The organism is Shinella sp. Sh6, assembly GCF_055392685.1.
Genome location: NZ_AP044005.1, coordinates 3436059 through 3455546 on the forward strand (window position 1 = coordinate 3436059; position 19488 = coordinate 3455546).

General features: G+C 66.1%; 9 protein-coding genes and 1 riboswitch. Of the genes, 5 read left to right on the plus strand and 4 right to left on the minus strand.

Annotation, left to right across the window (positions count from 1 at the left end; genetic code table 11):
• Positions 1-46: 46 nt before the first annotated feature.
• A complete protein-coding gene (locus ACZ5TO_RS16460; RefSeq protein WP_464798861.1) occupies positions 47-262 on the minus strand; it encodes a hypothetical protein in 216 nt (71 codons plus the stop codon).
• Positions 263-360: 98 nt separating this feature from the next.
• Positions 361-577: riboswitch (cobalamin riboswitch) on the minus strand.
• A 403-nt stretch (positions 578-980) separates the two neighbouring features.
• On the opposite strand from ACZ5TO_RS16460, the gene ACZ5TO_RS16465 reads away from it, so the two are divergent.
• Positions 981-9461, plus strand: a complete 8481-nt coding sequence (locus ACZ5TO_RS16465) for a glycoside hydrolase family 94 protein (RefSeq protein ID WP_464800412.1) — start codon at positions 981-983, stop codon at positions 9459-9461.
• Positions 9462-9485: 24 nt separating this feature from the next.
• Complete coding sequence (locus ACZ5TO_RS16470; protein WP_464798862.1) at positions 9486-10658, plus strand: OpgC family protein; 1173 nt, start codon at positions 9486-9488, stop codon at positions 10656-10658.
• Positions 10659-10663: 5 nt separating this feature from the next.
• On the opposite strand, the gene ACZ5TO_RS16475 is transcribed toward ACZ5TO_RS16470, so the two are convergent.
• Positions 10664-12421: a glucan ABC transporter ATP-binding protein/ permease gene (locus ACZ5TO_RS16475; RefSeq protein WP_464798863.1), complete on the minus strand. Its 1758-nt coding sequence runs from the start codon at positions 12419-12421 to the stop codon at positions 10664-10666.
• A 298-nt stretch (positions 12422-12719) separates the two neighbouring features.
• Here ACZ5TO_RS16475 and ACZ5TO_RS16480 point away from each other — a divergent pair, with 298 nt between their 5' ends.
• The 3 genes from ACZ5TO_RS16480 to ACZ5TO_RS16490 all read left to right on the plus strand — a co-directional run bounded on the left by ACZ5TO_RS16480 (position 12720) and on the right by ACZ5TO_RS16490 (position 17668).
• Positions 12720-13460 (plus strand): helix-turn-helix transcriptional regulator, encoded by a 741-nt coding sequence (locus tag ACZ5TO_RS16480; protein ID WP_184144876.1) that lies wholly within the window; start codon positions 12720-12722, stop codon positions 13458-13460.
• A gap of 114 nt (positions 13461-13574) precedes the next feature.
• The gene (gene pyc / locus ACZ5TO_RS16485; protein ID WP_464798864.1) at positions 13575-17033 is read left to right on the plus strand and encodes a pyruvate carboxylase; all 3459 of its coding nucleotides are present in this window, start codon (positions 13575-13577) and stop codon (positions 17031-17033) included.
• Between the two features lie 83 nt (positions 17034-17116).
• Complete coding sequence (locus tag ACZ5TO_RS16490) at positions 17117-17668, plus strand: N-acetyltransferase family protein (RefSeq protein ID WP_464798865.1); 552 nt, start codon at positions 17117-17119, stop codon at positions 17666-17668.
• 203 nt (positions 17669-17871) lie between these two features.
• Here ACZ5TO_RS16490 and ACZ5TO_RS16495 read toward each other — a convergent pair whose 3' ends face one another.
• Together ACZ5TO_RS16495 and ACZ5TO_RS16500 are read right to left on the minus strand one after the other, a co-directional pair.
• On the minus strand, positions 17872-18246 hold the full coding sequence (locus tag ACZ5TO_RS16495) for a DUF2794 domain-containing protein (RefSeq protein ID WP_184144879.1): 375 nt from the start codon (positions 18244-18246) through the stop codon (positions 17872-17874).
• 338 nt (positions 18247-18584) lie between these two features.
• The gene (locus ACZ5TO_RS16500; protein WP_184144880.1) at positions 18585-19340 is read right to left on the minus strand and encodes a DUF1223 domain-containing protein; all 756 of its coding nucleotides are present in this window, start codon (positions 19338-19340) and stop codon (positions 18585-18587) included.
• Positions 19341-19488: the final 148 nt, after the last annotated feature.

A 19488-nucleotide genomic window follows, 5' to 3' on the forward strand; every position in this document is an offset into this window, starting at 1 on the left:
TTCACATAAAGATATCTTTATGTCAATATGTCTTTATGCGTTTGACCTAGTGCGCCGGCCCGTCCGCCCCCGCCAGCGAGGCGAAGAGTGCCTTGAGCCGGGCGATGTCCGGATCGGCGTTCCTGCAGCGCGCGAGCTTCTGGACCTCCTTCAGCGCTTCGACGGCAAGGTCGGCGCCGCGCGGCTGCCAGAGCAGCCACCAGATGAAGACGGATTCCGGCCTGCCGGTGCCGGAAGGACTGGTTTCGGTGAATGCAAACATTTCTTCCCCAATCGAAAATTGGGGGATGACCGGACGCACGCTGCTGGAATTCCGCCGAAGGCGAAGCAAGCGCACCCTTGGGACACCCCGCCCATGGACGTTACGAATGCGTCAGGGCAGGTCTCCTGGCTTGCGGGTCATCGCGTCCGTCTCGCCTTCCCGGTGTTTCCACCAGTGGCATCAAGCGACAGAAGCTCGCCGTTCACAGTTGCGGGGGCAGCGCCGGCCTTGCCGCTCCTTGCGGAGCATCGCACCGGCTTCCCTCTTAGCCTCCGAGCCGTTTCGACTCGGAAGACCCTGACGCCAGCAGACTGGCCCGGCCGCGAACGGGAGTCAACTGCCGCCTTTTTCTTTCCACGGCCGGAACTTTTCTCCCCGCGCCGGCGTTGAAAAAGGCCGTCGCCTCGCCTTGCGTCCTGTCAGGAATGGACGGCGATTCACCAAAACCGCAGATGAGGGCCCATGCTGCGCCGCCAGACCCCGCTGACATGTTGCAAGTCTCTGTCCTTGTGGCTAAAAAATGCCGTTTTCATGCACCACGCGGCCAGGATGCCAATGAGCGTGTCGCGTGAGCCATGTCCGTTCCACCCGCCTCTTCGAGGTGCTGCGTGGCGTCATGGCTGACCGCGGCACCAAGATGAACCCTGCCCGCGAAAAACCCACCGGCGCAAAGGCCGCCGCCGGATGGCTCGACATGGCCGGATCCAGAATCAGAAACATGCCCCTTCACAACACGCCGCAAGCTCCGCGCGATGCCGATGCCAAGCAGATCGACTACAACGATTCGATCCGCGCCACCTATCTGACGCTGGAGGAGCTGGCCGATTGCGGCGAAGCGCTTGCGCGCGAGAAGACGGCGAGCCTGCCGGGCTTTTATCCCTTCGAGTTCCGCCCGCGGCACAAGGAGAACGAGAAGGAGATCTTCCGCGTCTACCAGGCGACCGCCAAGGACGTGGAGGCGGGCGCCCAGATCACGCCGGCCGCCGAATGGCTGCTCGACAACTATTACGTCATCGAAGAGGCGATCCAGGAGGTCCGGCGCGACTTTCCCCGCCGCTTCTACCGCCAGCTTCCGACCATCGCGGTCGAGGGGCAGACGATCCCGCGCACGCTGGCGCTCGCCTGGCTCTATGTCGCCCACACCCACAGCAGCGTCTCGCAGGAGAGCCTGACGGCCTTCGTCCAGGGCTTCCAGCGGGTCGACGCGCTGAAGATCGGCGAATTGTGGGCCCTGCCCTCCTTCGTGCGCTTCGTGCTTCTGGAGAACCTCAGGCGCATTTCGAGCCGCGTCGAGCGCTCGCGCAAGATGCGCTTCAAGGCCAACGAGGTGGCCGACGAGCTGGTGCGCCTCAACGATCCCGACAAGGGCATCGCCTATCTGCGCTCGATGGAAGGCTTCGTTGCCGACAACACCTTCGTCATCCAGCTTCTCTACCGCCTGCGCGACGGCCTGCAGGCCTCCGGCCCGGTCATCCAGTGGCTGGAGCGCAAGATCGAGAGCCGCGGCAGCGACCTCGAGGAACTGATCGTCGCGGAGAACAATCGCCTGTCCTCCGGCAACGTGACGATGAGCTCGCTCATCAAGAGCCTGCGCACGGTGGACGATGCGGAATGGCCCGTCTGGTTCGAGAGCGTCAGCCGCCTCGACGAGGAGCTGCGCCGGCGCTCCGACTACAGCGACCTCGATTTCGGCTCGCGCAACAAGTACCGCAACTCCATCGAGCGCTTCGCCCGCCGCTCGGGCAAGAGCGAGCTGGAGGTCACCGAGACCGCGCTCGCCATGGTCGAGGAAGACGCCGCGGCGAACGCGGACGATCCCGACTACGAGGCCAATGTCGCCGCCTTCATCGTCGGCAAGAAGCGCAAGCTCCTCGAAAAACGCATCGGCTACCGCCCCTCCATCGTCCAGCGCGTCGTGCGCCTCACGCGCAAGCTCGACTGGCTCGCCGTCGCCGGCCCGAACGTCGTGCTGACGCTGCTGGCGATGATCGCGGTCTACTATTTCCTCGACCAGCTCGACATTCCGAACGGCGCGTGGCTGATCATGCTGATCCTCTTCGCGCTGCCGGCCTCCGAGGGCGCGACGGGACTCTTCAACACGCTCGTGACCTTCTTCGTCACACCCTCGCGCCTCGTCGGCTACGAGTTCAAGGACGGCATTCCCGAGGATGCGCGCACGCTGCTCGTCGTGCCCTGTCTCATCTCCAAGCGCGACCATGTCGACGAGCTGGTGCGCAACCTGGAAGTCCACTACCTCGCCAATCCGCGCGGCGAGATCTATTTCGCGCTCGTCAGCGACTGGGCCGACAGCCAGAGCGAAGAGACGCCCGCCGACATCGACGTGCTGGAATATGCCAAGCGCGAGATCGCGACCCTTTCGGCCCGCTACGCCTATGACGGGCGCACCCGCTTCTACCTCCTGCACCGCCGCCGGCTCTACAATCCGTCCGAAGGCGCGTGGATGGGCTGGGAGCGCAAGCGCGGCAAGCTGCACGAATTGAACCTTCTGCTGCGCGGCGACGGCGACACGACCTTCCTGCCCGGCGCCAACATCGTGCCGGCCGACGTCAAATACGTCATGACGCTCGATTCCGACACGCGCCTGATGCGCGATGCCGTGACCAAGCTCGTCGGCAAGATGCACCATCCGATCAACCGCCCGGTGATCGACGAGGCGACCGGCGAGATCACCGCCGGTTACTCCATCCTCCAGCCGCGCGTCACCCCGTCGCTGACGACCGGCAAGGAAGCCTCGACCTTCCAGCGCATCTTTTCGGCCGACCGCGGCGTCGACCCCTACGTCTTCACCGTCTCCGACGTCTACCAGGACCTTGCAGGCGAAGGCACGTTCACCGGCAAGGGCCTCTACCACGTCGATGCCTTCGAGGCCGCGGTCAAGGGCCGCATCGGCGAGAACGCCGTCCTCAGCCACGACCTGCTCGAAGGCTCGCTCTCGCATTGCGCGCTCGTCACGGATGTCGAGCTCGTCGAAGACTTCCCGACCCGCTACGGCGTCGAGACCTCGCGCCAGCATCGCTGGGCGCGGGGCGACTGGCAGCTCCTGCCCTATCTCTTCGGCCCGTCGAGCGGCATTCCCATGCTCGGCCGCTGGAAGATGTACGACAACCTGCGCCGCAGCCTCATCCCCATCGGCTGGCTCGTCGCCTCCGTCATGGGCTGGTACTACATGGAGCCGCGCCAGGCGCTCATCTGGCAGCTCGTGCTGATCTTCCTGCTCTTCGTCGCCCCGACGCTCTCGCTGATCTCCGGCATCATGCCGCGCCGCGGCGACATCGTCGCGCGCGCCCATGTGCACCGGGTGCTTTCCGATATCCGCGCGGCCAATGCGCAGGTCGCGCTGCGCATCGTCTTCATCGCCCATTCGGCGGCCTTGATGGCCGACGCCATCGTGCGCTCGCTCTACCGCACCTTCGTCAGCCGCAAGCTGATGCTCGAATGGCGCACGGCCGCGCAGGCCGACAGCGCCGCCCGCGGCGGCATCCTCGCCCATTACAAGTCCATGTGGCAGGCCCCGGCGCTCGCCGTCTTCTCCGTGGCGCTCGCAACGATCTCCAAGACGGGCCTGCCCTTCATCGGCGTTCCCTTCGCGCTCGTCTGGGTGCTCTCTCCGATGATCGCCTGGTATGTCAGCCAGACGGCCGAGACGGAGGACCAGCTCGTCGTCTCCGATTATGTCGCGACGGAACTTCGTAAATACGCCCGCCGCACCTGGCGCTATTTCGAGACCTTCGTCACCGCCGAGCAGCACTTCCTGCCGCCGGACAATTTCCAGGAAACGCCGCAGCCGGTGCTCGCCGAGCGCACCTCGCCGACCAATATCGGTGTCTACCTGCTCTCGGTCATCTCGGCGCGCGATTTCGGCTGGATCAGCTTCGAGGAGACGGTCCGCCGCCTCGAGCAGACCGTCGCCACCATCGACGGCATGCCGAAATACCGCGGCCACCTCTTCAACTGGTATCGCACCAACACGCTGGAAACGCTCGGTCCCCGCTATGTCTCGGCGGTCGACAGCGGCAACCTCGCCGGCCACCTCATCGCCGTCTCCTCCATGTGCCGCGAATGGGCGGAAGCCCCCTCGGCGCACCTGCAGGGCAGCCTCGACGGAATCGGCGACGTCGCCGCGATCCTTTCCGAGACGCTGAAGCAGCTTCCGGACGACCGCAAGACCGTGCGCCCGCTCCGCCGCCTCGTCGAGGAGCGCATCGCCGGCTTCAAGAACGCGCTCGCCGCCGTCAAGCGCGAGCACGAATTCGCCTCCATCCGCGTCATCAACCTCTCCGTGCTCGCGCGCGACATCAACAAGCTGATCGTCAACCTCGACCACGAGATCAAGTCGGCCGAGAGCGGCGAGCTTGCCAAGTGGGCGGGCGCGCTGGTCGCCACCTGCGAGGCGCATATCGCCGACAGCGTCTTCGACCTCGGCAGCATCGAGCACCTGCGCGACCGGCTCGTCGTGCTGCGCGACCGGGCGCGCGACATCGCCTTCTCGATGGATTTCGGCTTCCTGTTCCGTCCGGAGCGGCGCCTGCTCTCCATCGGCTATCGCGTCGAGACCAACGAGCTCGACGAGGCCTGCTACGACCTTCTCGCCTCCGAAGCCCGCCTCACCAGCCTCTTCGCCATCGCCAAGGGGGACCTGCCCACCGAGCACTGGTACAAGCTCGGCCGCCCGGTCGTTCCGGTCGGCTCGCGCGGGGCGCTCGTCTCCTGGTCCGGCTCGATGTTCGAATACCTGATGCCGCCGCTCGTCATGCAGGAGCGGCAGGGCGGCATCCTCAACCAGACCAACAACCTTGTGGTCAAGGAACAGATGAACCACGGCCGCCGCCTCGGCACGCCCTGGGGCATCTCGGAAGCCGCCTTCAACGCCCGCGACCACGAGCTGACCTACCAGTACACCAATTTCGGCGTGCCGACGCTCGGCCTCAAGCGCGGCCTCGGCCAGAACGCCGTGATCGCGCCCTATGCCTCGCTGCTCGCCGCGCAATATGCGCCGAAGGAGGCGCTCGACAACCTGGAACGCCTGCGCAAGCTCGGCGCGCTCGGCGTCTACGGCTTCCACGATGCCGTCGACTTCACCCCGACCCGCGTGCCGGAGGGCAAGACCTGCGCCGTGGTGCGCAACTACATGGCGCACCATCACGGCATGTCGATCGCTGCCGTCGCCAACGTCGTCTTCAACGGGGCGCTGCGCGAGCGCTTCCATGCCGACCCCGTCATCGAGGCCGCCGAGCTCCTGCTTCAGGAAAAAGCGCCGCGCGACATCCCGATCATCAACGCCAAGCGCGAGCCGGAAACCGTCGGCAGCACGCAGGCCGACCTCCTTCGCCCGGAAATCCGCATCTTCAAGGACCCGATCTCCCGCGAGCGCGAGGCCGTGTTCCTCTCCAACGGCCACTATTCGGTAATGCTCACGGCGACTGGCGCCGGGTATTCCCGCTGGAACGGCCAGTCCGTCACGCGCTGGAAGCCCGACCCGACGGAAGACCGCTGGGGCTCCTTCCTCTTCCTGCGCGACACGGTGACGGGCGATTGGTGGTCCGCCACCGCCGAGCCGAAGCGCGCCGAGGGCGAGGAGACCAAGACCCAGTTCGGCGACGACAAGGCCGAATTCGTCAAGACCGTCGGCACGCTGACGAGCGAGGTCGAGGTGATCGTCGCCACCGAGCACGACGCCGAGGGCCGCCGCCTGACGCTGCTCAACACCGGCCCGGAGGACCGCTTCATCGAGGTGACCTCCTACATGGAGCCGGTCATCGCCACGGACGACGCCGACAACGCCCATCCGCTCTTTTCGAAGATGTTCGTGCGCACCGAGATCGGCAAGCGCGGCGACGTCGTGCGCGCCGAGCGCCAGAAGCGCAATCCGAACGAGCCGGACATGGCGGTCGCCCACCTCATCGTCGACAATGCCGGCCCTTCGCGCCGCACCGAGATCGAGACGGACCGCCGGCGCTTCATCGGCCGCGGCCGCTCGCTGACGACCGCCGCCGCGTTCGATCCCGGCGTGCAGCTTTCCGGCACGGACGGCTTCACGCTCGACCCGATCATGGCGCTGCGCCGCGTCGTGCGCGTTCCGGCCGGCAAGAAGGTCAAGGTCATCTTCTGGACCATCGCTGCCCCGAGCCGCGCCGAGGTGGACGCGGCCATCGACCATTACCGCCACCCCGACACCTTCAACCATGAAATGATCCATGCCTGGACGCGCTCGCAGGTGCATATGCGCCATGTCGGCGTCACCTCGCAGGAGGCGGCGAGCTTCCAGACGCTCGGCCGTTACCTCACCTACCCCGACATGCACCTTCGCGCCGATGCCGGCACGATCGAGACGGGGCTTGCCCCGCAATCGGCGCTCTGGCCGCTCGCCATCTCCGGCGATTTCCCGATCTTCGTCCTGCGCATCAACGACGAGATCGACCTGGACGTCGCCCGCGAGGCGCTGCGCGCGCAGGAATACCTGCGTCACCGGGGCGTCACCGCCGACCTCGTCATCCTCAACGAGCGCGCCGCCTCCTATGCGCAGGACATGCAGCACACGCTCGACCAGATGTGCGAGAACCTGCGCATGCGCGGCCAGTCCGACGGCGTGCGCCAGCATGTCTTCACGGTCCGCCGCGACCTGATGGAGGTTTCCACCTGGCAGGCGCTGCTGGCGACGGCCCGCGCCGTCTTCCATGCCCGCAACGGCTCGCTTGCCGACCAGATCGCCCGCACCGTCTCGCTCTTTGCAACGCCCCGCGGCGAGGAGGAGCCCATTGCCGACCTGTCGCGGCTTGCCGCCCCGGCCGGCGAGCCCGCTGCCGTCGACGGCGAGGGGCTCTCCTTCTGGAACGGCTTCGGCGGCTTCAATGCCGACCGGCGCGAATATGCCGTGCGCCTTCGCGGCGGCGAGGCGACGCCCCATCCGTGGATCAACGTCATCGCCAACCCGCATTTCGGCTTCCATGTCCCGGCCGAAGGCGGCGGCTTCACCTGGAGCCGCAATTCGCGCGATTTCCAGCTCACAGCCTGGACCAACGACCCGGTGATCAACCGCCCCGGCGAGGCCTTCTACGTGAAGGACCGCGGGCGCGGCACCGTGATGACGCCGTTCGCCGCCCTCTCGCGCAAGCCGTCGGTGAAGTTCGAGACCTGGCACGGCCTCGGCTATACGGCCTTCCGGAGCTGGGAGGACGATATCGAACTCGACCTCGTGCAGACGGTCGATCCCGAGGACCCGGTGAAATATTCCCGCCTCGTGGTGAAGAACACCGGCGACACGGAACGCAGCCTCTCCGTCTACGGCTATGTCGAATGGGTGCTCGGCAACAATCCCGCGAAAACGGCGCCCTTCGTGCTGACGAGCCATGACGAGGAGAGCGGCGCGCTCCTTGCGACCAACCCCTACAGCCTCGACTTTGCCGGCCGCACCAGCTTCTTCGCCGTCGATGCGCCGCTTGCCGGCTTCACCGCAAGGCGCCGCGAATTCATCGGCCGCACGGGCGATATCGTGCTGCCGGCCGCCCTCGCCACGGGGCAGGCGCTTTCCGGCGCCGTCGACGGCATCGGCGATCCCTGCGCGGCGCTCGCCGTCGACATCACGCTTAAGCCGGGCGAAAAACGGGGGCTTGTCTTCGTGCTCGGCGATACGGCCGATGCCGACAGCGCCCGCGCCCTTGCCGAAAAGGCGCGCGCGGCGGATTTCGACGCCGTCATGGCCGCGGTCCGCGCCTTCTGGCAGGACTTCACCGGCACGCTCCAGGTCAGGACGCCGGATGCGGCGCTCGACCGCATGGTCAACGACTGGCTGCCCTATCAGGCGCTCGGCTGCCGCATCATGGCCCGCACGGCCTTCTACCAGGCAAGCGGCGCCTACGGCTTCCGCGACCAGTTGCAGGATACGCTGGCCTTCGTCGCCCACCGGCCCGAGCTTGCCCGCAGGCAGATCCTCAACGCGGCCGCGCGCCAGTTCGTCGAAGGCGACGTGCAGCACTGGTGGCTGCCGGATACGGGCGCGGGCGTTCGCACCATGATCTCCGACGACGTGGTGTGGCTTGCCCATGCGGTCGAGCGCTACTGCCGCGTCACCGGCGACCATGCCATGCTCGACGAGAAACTGGCCTTCATCGAGGGCCAGCCGCTTGCCGAAGGCCAGCACGATTCCTTCTTCAAGCCGGGCCGCTCGCCCGAGGACGCCTCGCTCTACGACCATTGCGCCCGCGCGCTCGATCTTGCGATCCTGCGGACGGGGGAGAACGGCCTGCCGCTCATCCTCGGCGGCGACTGGAACGACGGCATGAACCGCGTCGGCGAAGCCGGCCGCGGCACGAGCGTCTGGCTCGGCTGGTTCCTTGCCGGCACGCTGCGCGGCTTTGCGCCGATCGCCCGCGAGCGCGGCGACCATGCGCATGCCGAAGCGTGGGAAAATCATGCCGGCCGCCTGAAGGAGGCGCTGGAGACGGCCGGCTGGGACGGCAGCTACTATCGCCGCGGCTACTATGACGACGGCACGCCGCTCGGTTCGTCCGAAAGCGGCGAATGCCGCATCGATTCCATCGCCCAGAGCTGGAGCGTGCTTTCCGGCGAGGGCGACGGGGAGCGTTCGCGCCAGGCGATGGATGCGGTGATGGCGAACCTCGTCGACCGGGAGAACGGTATCATCCGCCTGTTCACCCCGGCCTTCAGCGAGACCCGGCAGGACCCGGGCTACATAAAGGCCTATCCGCCGGGCGTGCGCGAAAACGGCGGGCAATATACCCATGCCGCGACCTGGGTGGTGCTGGCGCTCGCCCGCCTCGGCCGTGGCGACGACGCATGGGCATGCCTCGACCTCCTCAACCCGGTCCGGCACGCGCTCACGAAGGAAGACGCCGAGCATTACCGCACCGAGCCCTATGTGGTCGCCGCCGACGTTTACGGCGAAGGCGAGCGCACGGGGCAGGGCGGCTGGACCTGGTATACGGGCTCGGCCGGCTGGCTCTACCGCGCGGCCGTCGAGGGCATCCTCGGCATCCGCAAGGAAGGCGGCCGCCTCTTCGTCCATCCGGTCCTGCCGTCGGCGTGGGACGGCTATACCGCAACGCTCGTGCTCGACGGCAGGAAGCTTTCCATCCGCGTCGACCGCGCGGAGGAAGGCGGATGGCGGGCAAGCGTGAACGGCTCCGTCATCAAATCTTCAAACGAGGGCTATTTGCTCTGATCCACCCATGTGGATGAGAGTGCCATGACAGACAAGACTGGACTGACGGGCAGCGTGCCGCGGGAACGCGACACGCGCCTCGACGTCTTCCGGGCCTTCGCCCTCCTGACGATCTTCGTCAATCACGTTCCGGGCCAGTACCTGGAACACCTGACGTCCAAGAATTTCGGCTTTTCCGATTCGGCCGAGGCCTTCGTGCTGATCTCCGGCATGTCGGTCGGCCTCGCCTACGGATCGCGCTTTCGGATAGGCGAACGCCTTGCCGTGACGCTGCGCATCCTGCGCCGGGCGCTGACGCTCTATGTCGCCCACATCATGACGAGCATCATCACCTTCGCCATCTTCGCGGGCAGGGCGCTGTGGTTCGGCCGGCAGGACCTCCTGTCGGAGATCAACCTGCGCGCCGTCGTCGACCGCACGGAGCAGGGCGTCGTCAGCATGGTGCTGCTCGGCCACCAGTTCGGCTACAACAACATTCTCTCCATGTATGCCGTGCTGTTCCTGATGCTGCCGGGCTTCCTCTGGCTCTACCGGCAGAGCGCCGCGCTGCTTCTTGCCGTCTCGGGCACGCTCTGGCTCTGCGCCGGTATCTGGCGCATCGCCCCGTCGAATTTCCTCGATGACGGCTACTGGTTCCTCAACCCGCTCTCCTGGCAGTTCCTCTTCGTCATCGGCTTTACCGGCATGCTGCGGGCAAAGGCGAAGGGCATTGCCCGCAATGCCGTCCTCCTTGCCCTTTCGGCCGCCTACCTGATGATTTCGATGCTTTGGGTCGTCTTCTCCTGGTGGAGCATCGACCTTTCCTTCGGGCTGCCGGCGGTGCTGACCGGCTTCGACAAGACCTTCCTGTCGGCGCCGCGGCTCGTCCATGTGCTGGCTGGCGCCTATCTTCTCGCGACGATCCCGGCGCTCTCCCGCTGGGCCGCTCTGCCGCTTTCCCATCCGCTGGTCGCGGTGGGCCGCCATTCGCTCGCCATCTTCATCTTCGGCACCATCCTGGCGATGATCGGGCAGGTCCTCCTGTTCGTGACGGGCAAGGACCCGCTGTTCGGCACGGCCTACGTCCTTCTCGGCATCGCGCTGCACTTCGCCTATGCGCGCTATCTCGACTGGCAGGCGGCCGTCATGAGCCGGAACGCAAACCGGCAGGGCCTTCAGGCCCTGCCGGTCAAGGAGCACGATCGCACGCGGCGATAGGACGATCAGGCGGCCGTATGGCTCTTGCGCACGTCGTCGTCCGTCAGGATGCCGCTCGCCCGCAACAGAGCGGCGAAGCGGCCGTTGCTCTGGCTGAGATCGTTGAACGTGCCCATCTCGGCGACCTGGCCGTGATCCATGAAGATCACCAGGTCCGCCTCGCGGACCGTCGAGAGGCGGTGCGCGATGATGAAGGTGGTGCGGTTGCGGCGGAGCTGGTCGATCGCCGCCTTCACGCGCGCCTCCGTTTCCACGTCGAGCGCGCTGGTCGCCTCGTCGAGCACGAGGATCGGCGCGTTCTTGAGGATGGCGCGGGCAATCGCGATGCGCTGGCGCTCGCCGCCCGAAAGCCGGTTGCCGCGCTCGCCGACATGGGTCTCGTAGCCGCTCTGGCGCGAGGTGATGAAGTCGTTCGCCGCCGCCGCTTCCGCGGCCGCCACGATCTCCTCTTCCGTCGCGCCCTCGCGGCCGAGGCGGATATTGTCGGAGATCGAGCGGTTGAGCAGGCCCGCATCCTGGAAGACGGTGGCGATGGAGCGGCGCAGCGACTTGCGCGTCACCGTGGAGATATCGACGCCGTCGATGAGGATCTGGCCGGACTGCGGCTCGTAGACGCGCTGCAGGAGGTTGACGAGCGTCGTCTTGCCGGCGCCCGTCGGGCCGACGATGGCGACGGTCTGGCCCGCTTCCACCGTGAAGGAGACGTCGCGCACGCCCTGCGTGGCATTGGCGAAGTCGAAGCTGACATTGCGGTATTCGACCCTGCCCTTCACCTCGCCCAGTTCGCCGGCATCCGTCGGCTCCTCGCGTTCCTTCACCGCGTCCTCCAGCGTGAAGAAGTCCTCCAGCTTGGCGCGCGCCTCGAAGATCTGCGTGGCGAAGGCCTTCATCTGGTCGAGGCGGCCGATGAGCAGGCCGGCAAAGCCGATGAAGGCGATGACGTCGCCGACGCGGATTTCGCCGCGCTGCACGAGCACCGTGCCGATGACGAGGATCGTCATCATGGAGATGGTGGAGGCCATGCGGTTCAGCGCGCTGGCGAGCGCCCACCAGTCGAGCACCGGGAACTGCGCGTTGATCAGCCGCTCGGCGAAGCGCTTCAGCTCGCGCGTCTCGGCCTCGATCCGGTTGTAGCTGTGCACGACCGAGACGTTGCTGATCGAGTCCGACACATGGGAGAAGACCGTGTGGTAATGGCTCTCCACCGAAGCCTGTCCCTCGCGCGTGCGGTTCATCACCACCTTGCCGATGAGGACATAGAGCGCGCCGAGGACGACGAGCACCAGCGAGAGCCGGTAGTCCATAGAAAAGGCGGTGGGGATCAGAAGGGTAAGCGCGACGGCCGTGGCAAGGTGCGTGCGCATGAATTCCAGCCACAGGCTGAACAGCGTCTCGCAAGCCCGCAGCAGCGTATGCAGCGCGTTGGACGTGCAGCGCTGGCTGTGCCAGGCGAGCGGCATGGAGATGATGCGCCCGAAGGCCTCCGTCAGGAGGCTCGCGCGGCGCCCGTGCGCCAGCCGGTCGGCCTCGCGGGCGACGAGCACGTAGGCGATGGTGTTGAAGAGGCCGAAGCCCGCCCACATGAGCAGCATCGGCGTGACGTCGCCCTTGTTGGAGATGGCATCGATGATACGGCCGAACAGCACCGGCTCGGCGATGGTGATCACGGCCAGCACGACGTTGGCGGCGACGACCAGTCCGACACGAAGCTTGTAGATGGCGAGATAGCTGAGGGCTCTTGCATAAACCTGATACAAAGACACGAGAATGGAGCCTTTCCGGCAATACCTGTTATGCGGTGCAGCGAGCACCTTCGTCCCTTCGCTGCGGTAGTAATCAGCGGAAGCGGCAAAAGTTCTTCCGGGTCAAGCAAATTTCGTGACGCGGATGAAATCTTGCGTGATTTGCCGAATTCACCCCGCTCATTCGCGCAAACCGATTGATTTTCACCATGCGATCCTGCCAATTGTAAGGCGGGGAAATGAGTGGGGCGCTTGGGCCGGGATCCGGCCGGGTTCAGCTTTATCAGTTGGTTAAACAAAGCGATCAAGCGCGGGGCATATGAAGATCAACTTGCTGGTGCAATTCCTTGCACTGATCGACGAGTTGCGCGGCCGGGAAGAGACGACGGCCGAATTCGAGCGTCTGCTGACGCTTTGCGGCTTCGAATATTACTGGCTCACCCAGGCGCCGAAGCCGGTGGAGAGCCTTTCGGGCCTGCTTCTCGCCGGGCGCTGGCCCGAGGGCTGGCCGGAAACCTATCTGCGCAAGCGCTATATGCAGATCGATCCGACCGTGCGCTATCTCGGCCATGCGCAGGCCGGCTTCCGCTGGCGCGATACGCTCAGCGTGTTCCGCTCGAGCCCGCATCGCAAGCGCATGGAGCGCATGATGGTCGATGCGCGGCAGAACGGGCTGGAAGACGGCTACATCTTCCCGGTCCACGGCCGGCGCGGCCTTGTCGGCAGCCTCAGCCTCGGCGGCAAGCCGGTCGATCTGGAAGGCGTCGAGCTCGGCCTTTTCGAGAGCATCGCGCGGCGGCTCTACTGGAAGCTCATCCATGTCGCCGACCCGGAGGCCGCCGCCCGGCTCTCGGCCGTGGTCGACGTGGAATTGACGCGCCGCGAAATGGAGGCCCTCAGCCTGCTCGCCGAGGGCATGACCTCGCCGGATATCGGCCGGGTGCTCGGCATCTCCAGCCATACCGTCGACTGGTACATGAACGGGCTGCAGGAAAAGCTCGGCGCGCGCAACCGCCACCATGCCGTGGCCATCGCCTTCCGCCTCGGCCTCGTTTCCTGACGGCGCAAATCTTCTCGCCGACGACGAAAGCAAAATTGAACTTTGGAAATTACCCGCTAATAATCTCTTCGCGGGTGCAGCATTTCCCGTTTCCAGGTCATTGAGGAGTTCGACTTGCCCATTTCCAAGATCCTTGTCGCCAACCGTTCCGAAATCGCCATCCGCGTGTTCCGCGCGGCCAATGAACTGGGGCTCAAAACGGTTGCGATATGGGCGGAGGAGGACAAACTGGCGCTGCACCGCTTCAAGGCGGACGAGAGCTACCAGATCGGCCGCGGCCCGCATCTGGCCCGCGACCTCGGCCCCATCGAGAGCTACCTTTCCATCGAAGAGGTGATCCGCGTCGCAAAGCTCTCCGGCGCCGACGCCATCCACCCCGGCTACGGCCTTCTGTCCGAAAGCCCGGAATTCGTCGATGCGTGCGATGCCGCCGGCATCACCTTCATCGGCCCGCGCCCGGCCACCATGCGCCAGCTCGGCAACAAGGTGGCGGCGCGCAACCTCGCCATCTCCGTCGGCGTGCCGGTCGTGCCGGCCACCGAGCCGCTGCCGGATGACGAGCAGGAGATCCACCGCCTTGCCGCCGAGATCGGTTACCCCGTCATGCTCAAGGCCTCCTGGGGCGGCGGCGGGCGCGGCATGCGCGCCATCCGCGACCCGAAGGACCTCATCCGCGAGGTGACGGAGGCCAAGCGCGAGGCCAAGGCCGCCTTCGGCAAGGACGAGGTCTATCTGGAAAAGCTCGTCGAGCGCGCCCGCCATGTCGAAAGCCAGATCCTCGGCGACACGCACGGCAATGTCGTGCACCTCTTCGAGCGCGACTGCTCCATCCAGCGCCGCAACCAGAAGGTCGTCGAGCGCGCGCCCGCGCCCTATCTTTCGGATGCGCAGCGCCAGGAGCTCGCCGCCTATTCGCTGAAGATCGCCAAGGCGACCGACTATATCGGCGCCGGCACGGTCGAATACCTGATGGATGCCGACACCGGCAAGTTCTACTTCATCGAGGTGAACCCGCGCATCCAGGTCGAGCACACCGTCACGGAAGTCGTGACCGGCATCGACATCGTCAAGGCGCAAATCCACATCCTCGACGGCTACGCCATCGGCACGCCGGAATCGGGCGTCCCCGCGCAGGAGAATATCCGTCTCAACGGCCATGCCCTCCAGTGCCGCATCACCACCGAGGACCCGGAGCAGAACTTCATCCCGGATTACGGCCGCATCACCGGCTACCGCTCGGCCGCCGGCTTCGGCATCCGCCTCGACGGCGGCACCGCCTATACCGGCGCCTACATCACCCGCTACTACGATCCGCTGCTGGTGAAGGTCACGGCCTCCGGCAGCACGCCGCTGGAAGCGATCAACCGCATGGACCGGGCGCTGCGCGAATTCCGCGTGCGCGGCGTCGCGACCAACCTCACCTTCCTCGAAGCGATCATCGGCCACGAGGCCTTCCGCAACAACAGCTACACCACCCGCTTCATCGACACGACGCCGGAGCTCTTCCAGCAGGTCAAGCGCCAGGACCGCGCGACGAAGCTGCTCACCTACCTCGCCGACGTCACCGTCAACGGCCACCCGGAGGCCAAGGGCCGTCCGAAGCCGCCGGCGGACGTGGCAAAGCCGGTCGTGCCCTATATCAACGGCGATATTCCCGCCGGCACCAAGCAGAAGCTCGACGAACTCGGCCCGAAGAAGTTCGGCGAATGGGTGCGCGGCGAAAGCCGGGTCTTCCTCACCGACACGACGATGCGCGACGGCCATCAGTCGCTGCTGGCGACCCGCATGCGCACGCATGACATCGCCCGCATCGCCGGCACCTATGCAAGGGCCCTGCCGCAGCTCTTCTCGCTGGAATGCTGGGGCGGCGCGACCTTCGACGTCTCCATGCGCTTCCTCACGGAGGACCCATGGGAGCGCCTTGCCCGCATCCGCGAGGATGCGCCGAACCTGCTTCTCCAGATGCTGCTGCGCGGGGCGAACGGCGTCGGCTACAAGAACTATCCCGACAATGTGGTGAAGTATTTCGTCCGGCAGGCGGCCAAAGGCGGCATCGACGTCTTCCGCGTCTTCGACTGCCTCAACTGGGTCGACAACATGCGCGTCTCGATGGACGCCGTCGCCGAGGAGAACCGCATCTGCGAGGCGGCGATCTGCTATACCGGCGATCTCCTCAACTCCGCCCGCCCGAAATACGACCTCAAATACTACACCGCCCTTGCCGGCGAGCTGGAAAAGGCCGGCGCGCACATGATCGCGGTGAAGGACATGGCGGGGCTCTTGAAGCCCGCCGCCGCGCGCGTGCTCTTCAAGGCGCTGCGCGAGGCGACGGACCTGCCGATCCATTTCCACACGCACGACACGTCGGGCATCGCCGCCGCGACCGTGCTCGCCGCCGTCGAATCCGGCGTCGACGTGGTGGATGCGGCGATGGACGCGCTTTCCGGCAACACATCCCAGCCCTGCCTCGGCTCGATCGTCGAGGCGCTGAAGGGCACTGAGCGCGATCCGGGCCTCGATCCGGAATGGATCCGCCGCATCTCCTTCTACTGGGAGGCCGTGCGCTTCCAGTACGCCGCCTTCGAAAGCGACCTCAAGGGGCCGGCATCGGAAGTCTACCTGCACGAAATGCCGGGCGGCCAGTTCACCAACCTCAAGGAACAGGCCCGTTCGCTCGGCCTCGAAACCAAGTGGCACCGGGTCGCCCAGGCCTATGCCGACGCCAACCAGATGTTCGGCGATATCGTCAAGGTGACGCCGTCGTCCAAGGTGGTCGGCGACATGGCGCTGATGATGGTCTCCCAGGACCTGACGGTCGCCGACGTCGAGAACCCGGCCAAGGACATCGCCTTCCCGGATTCGGTCGTCTCCATGCTGCGCGGCGATCTCGGCCAGCCCCCGGGCGGCTGGCCGGCGGCTCTCCAGAAGAAGGCGCTGAAGGGCGAAGAACCCTATACGGCCGTGCCGGGCTCGCTGCTGCCGCCCGCCGATCTCGATGCCGAACGCAAGGCCATCGAGGACAAGCTGGAACGCAAGGTCGACGATTTCGAATTCGCCTCCTACCTGATGTATCCCAAGGTCTTCACCGACTATGCGATGGCCGTCGATACCTACGGCCCGGTCAGCGTGCTGCCGACGCCGGCCTATTTCTACGGGCTTGGGCCGGGCGAGGAGCTTCAGCCGGAGCTGGAAAAGGGCGTCTCCCTCGTCATCCTGCATCAGGCCAAGAGCGAGCCGGACGAGAAGGGCATGGTGAAGGTGTTCTTCGAGCTGAACGGCCAGCCGCGCCTCATCAAGGTACCGGACCGCAACCGCGCGGCCACCTCGGCCGTGCGCCGCAAGGCCGACAGCGGCAACGCCGCCCATCTCGGCGCGCCGATGCCGGGCGTCATCTCGACGGTCTCGGTCGCGGCCGGCCAGACGGTCAAGGCCGGCGACGTGCTGCTCTCCATCGAGGCGATGAAGATGGAGACGGCGCTGCACGCCGAGAAGGACGGCATGATCTCCGAGGTGCTGGTGCGCGCCGGCGACCAGATCGACGCCAAGGACCTCCTGATCGTCTACGGCGCCTGAGCCGGCCGGCGGCTTGAAAGCGGGAAACGGATATGGGATGGGACGAACCCCATCCCGTATTTCCATGAGAACGCAGGCTTTCCATGCGCTTCGTCATCCGCACCGCCGCTTCGGGCGATATCGCCGCCTTCACCGAAATCTACCGCGAATCCGTGCTGAACGGGGTCGCAAGCTACGAGATCGACCCGCCCTCGCTCGACGAGATGGCGGCGCGCTTTACGGCGATCACCGGCAAGGGCTATCCCTATATCGTCGCGGTGGAGCAGACGGGGCTCATCCTCGGCTACGCCTATGCCTCGGCCTTCCGCACGCGGCCGGCCTATCGCTGGCTCGTCGAGGATTCCGTCTATCTGGCGCCGGAAGCCCGCGGCAAGGGCATCGGCAGGGCGCTCTTGGCCGAGCTCATCCACCGCACCACGGACCTCGGCTTTCGCCAGATGGTGGCCGTGATCGGCGGGGCGCACCCCGCCTCCATCGCCGTCCACGCCGCCGCCGGCTTCGAGCACAGCGGCCGCCTGACGGCAACCGGCTTCAAGCACGGCCGCTGGCTGGATACGGTCTTCATGCAGCGCGCGCTCGGCGACGGGGCGGAGACGGAGCCGCCGATGGACATCTATCCGGGGACGATGGGATAGGGTCGGGGCCGCCGAACGCACCGCGCCCCCCCGTCGGCGCCTGCTCCCTGTCCCTGCTTCTGCCCTCTCCTCCGTCATGTTCGGGCCTGATCCGAGCATCCACGCCTCATCCGCGGCGGCGCATGGATCCTCGAGACAAGCCCGAGCATGACGACGGAGGGGATGGTGGAGTTGAGGCAGACGGTGTTGCCGCCGGAAGCGTCTCACGTCTCGACGAGGCGCAGCACCTTGTCGAACACCTTCAGCACCTGGTTCAGCTCGTGGCCGCGCTTCAGGATGGTGCCGTGCTGGTTGATGACGCTGTAGGCGCCCTGCCTGGCAGCGAGCTTGGGGTTCTTCTCGACGCGATAGAGCGGCATTTCGCCGGAGCGCTTGAAGATGGAGAAGACCGCCCTGTCGCGCAGGTGGTCGATGGCGTAGTCGCGCCATTCGCCCTCGCCGACCATACGGCCGTAGACCCACAGGATCGCGTCGAGTTCCCGCCGATGGAAGGTCACCGGCAGCGGATCCTTGCTGCTGCGGTATTCCTTGAGGTCGACCACGACGTTGGACGCCTGCAAATCCGGCTGATCTGTCATCTAAACTCCGCACCTTCCTGTGACGGCTCGATGACAGTGTGCCTGAGCGGCGGCGAAATGCAAGGCGGGCGGACAGGCGGCGAACGGCGCCTTTCCCGCAAAAATCCGTTCCGCCGCATTTCAGACAAACCGACGCCCAAATTTAAAGGGAAAGTCCGCCCGTCGCCGCCGTGCCTGCCCCCGCCTCACGCGGAATCCGGTTCGGTACGGCAAGCGTCTGTCGAGGTTGCCTTGTATTCCGTTGCCGGCAGCTTCGTCCCGGTCCGGTCCGTGTTTCTTCGAACCCTCAAGCCCCAGCCCCTCGAGGAAGCCGGACCGGACCTCCCTTGAAAATACTTTCAGAGCGCCGACGGCCCGCCGGACAGGACCGTCGCGCCGAGGATCGCGCCGGGCGTATCGGCGCTCTTCATGCGCTGCAGCAGCACGGCGCAGCCGCCCGCCTTCTTTTTCTTCTTCAGCATGTCGGCCGGAAGCACCAGATTGGTCTCCTTGCCTTCCCACATGCCGATCGTCTCCATGTCCGTCACCGCATGCCAGTAGTCGACCGTCTTGCCGCGGTTCTCGCCCTTGTCGATATCGATCCGGTGCTCGCGCTCGAAATAGGCGATGAGGATATTGGCCTTGCCCTCGCCGGGGCCGACGCGGATGCGCAATTCGTCGTTCTTCACCTCGGCCACGACCGGCACCTTCAGCCCCTTGCCTTCGCCGGACAGGGCGTCGATGCGGGTGCGGATGCCGGATAGATCGGCGCCGTTGACGTGCTCGCGCCCGTTCAGCACGGCCTGCGGCGTGTAGACGCCGTTGCGGCCGAACATGCGGGCATAGGCATATTGCCGGTCGGTATTGTCCTTGGAGGCGAGCGTGTCCGCCCAGCCGAGATAGTTCCAGTAGTCGACGTGATAGGAGAGCGCCACGACGTCGCCCTCGCGCACCAGCGTCTCCAGCGCCTTGTCGGCGGGCGGGCAGGACGAGCAGCCCTGGCTGGTGAAGAGCTCGACCACGCCCTTGGGCTCGATGGATTCCTGCGCATGGGCGGTGCCGGCGCCCAGCGTCAGCAGGATCGCCAGACATTCCGGTATGTACGGTCTCGGCATGGTCATTTCCAATGAAGCGCGGCGCTGCGGCCAGCCTTTCCAGCCGTCATACGCCCTTGCCGCTTCAACGGGAAGTCACGATGGAGTGAGCCTTGCGGCCCGGAAACGAACGATGCCGGGGCTGGAGGGCCCCGGCATCGTGCATTTC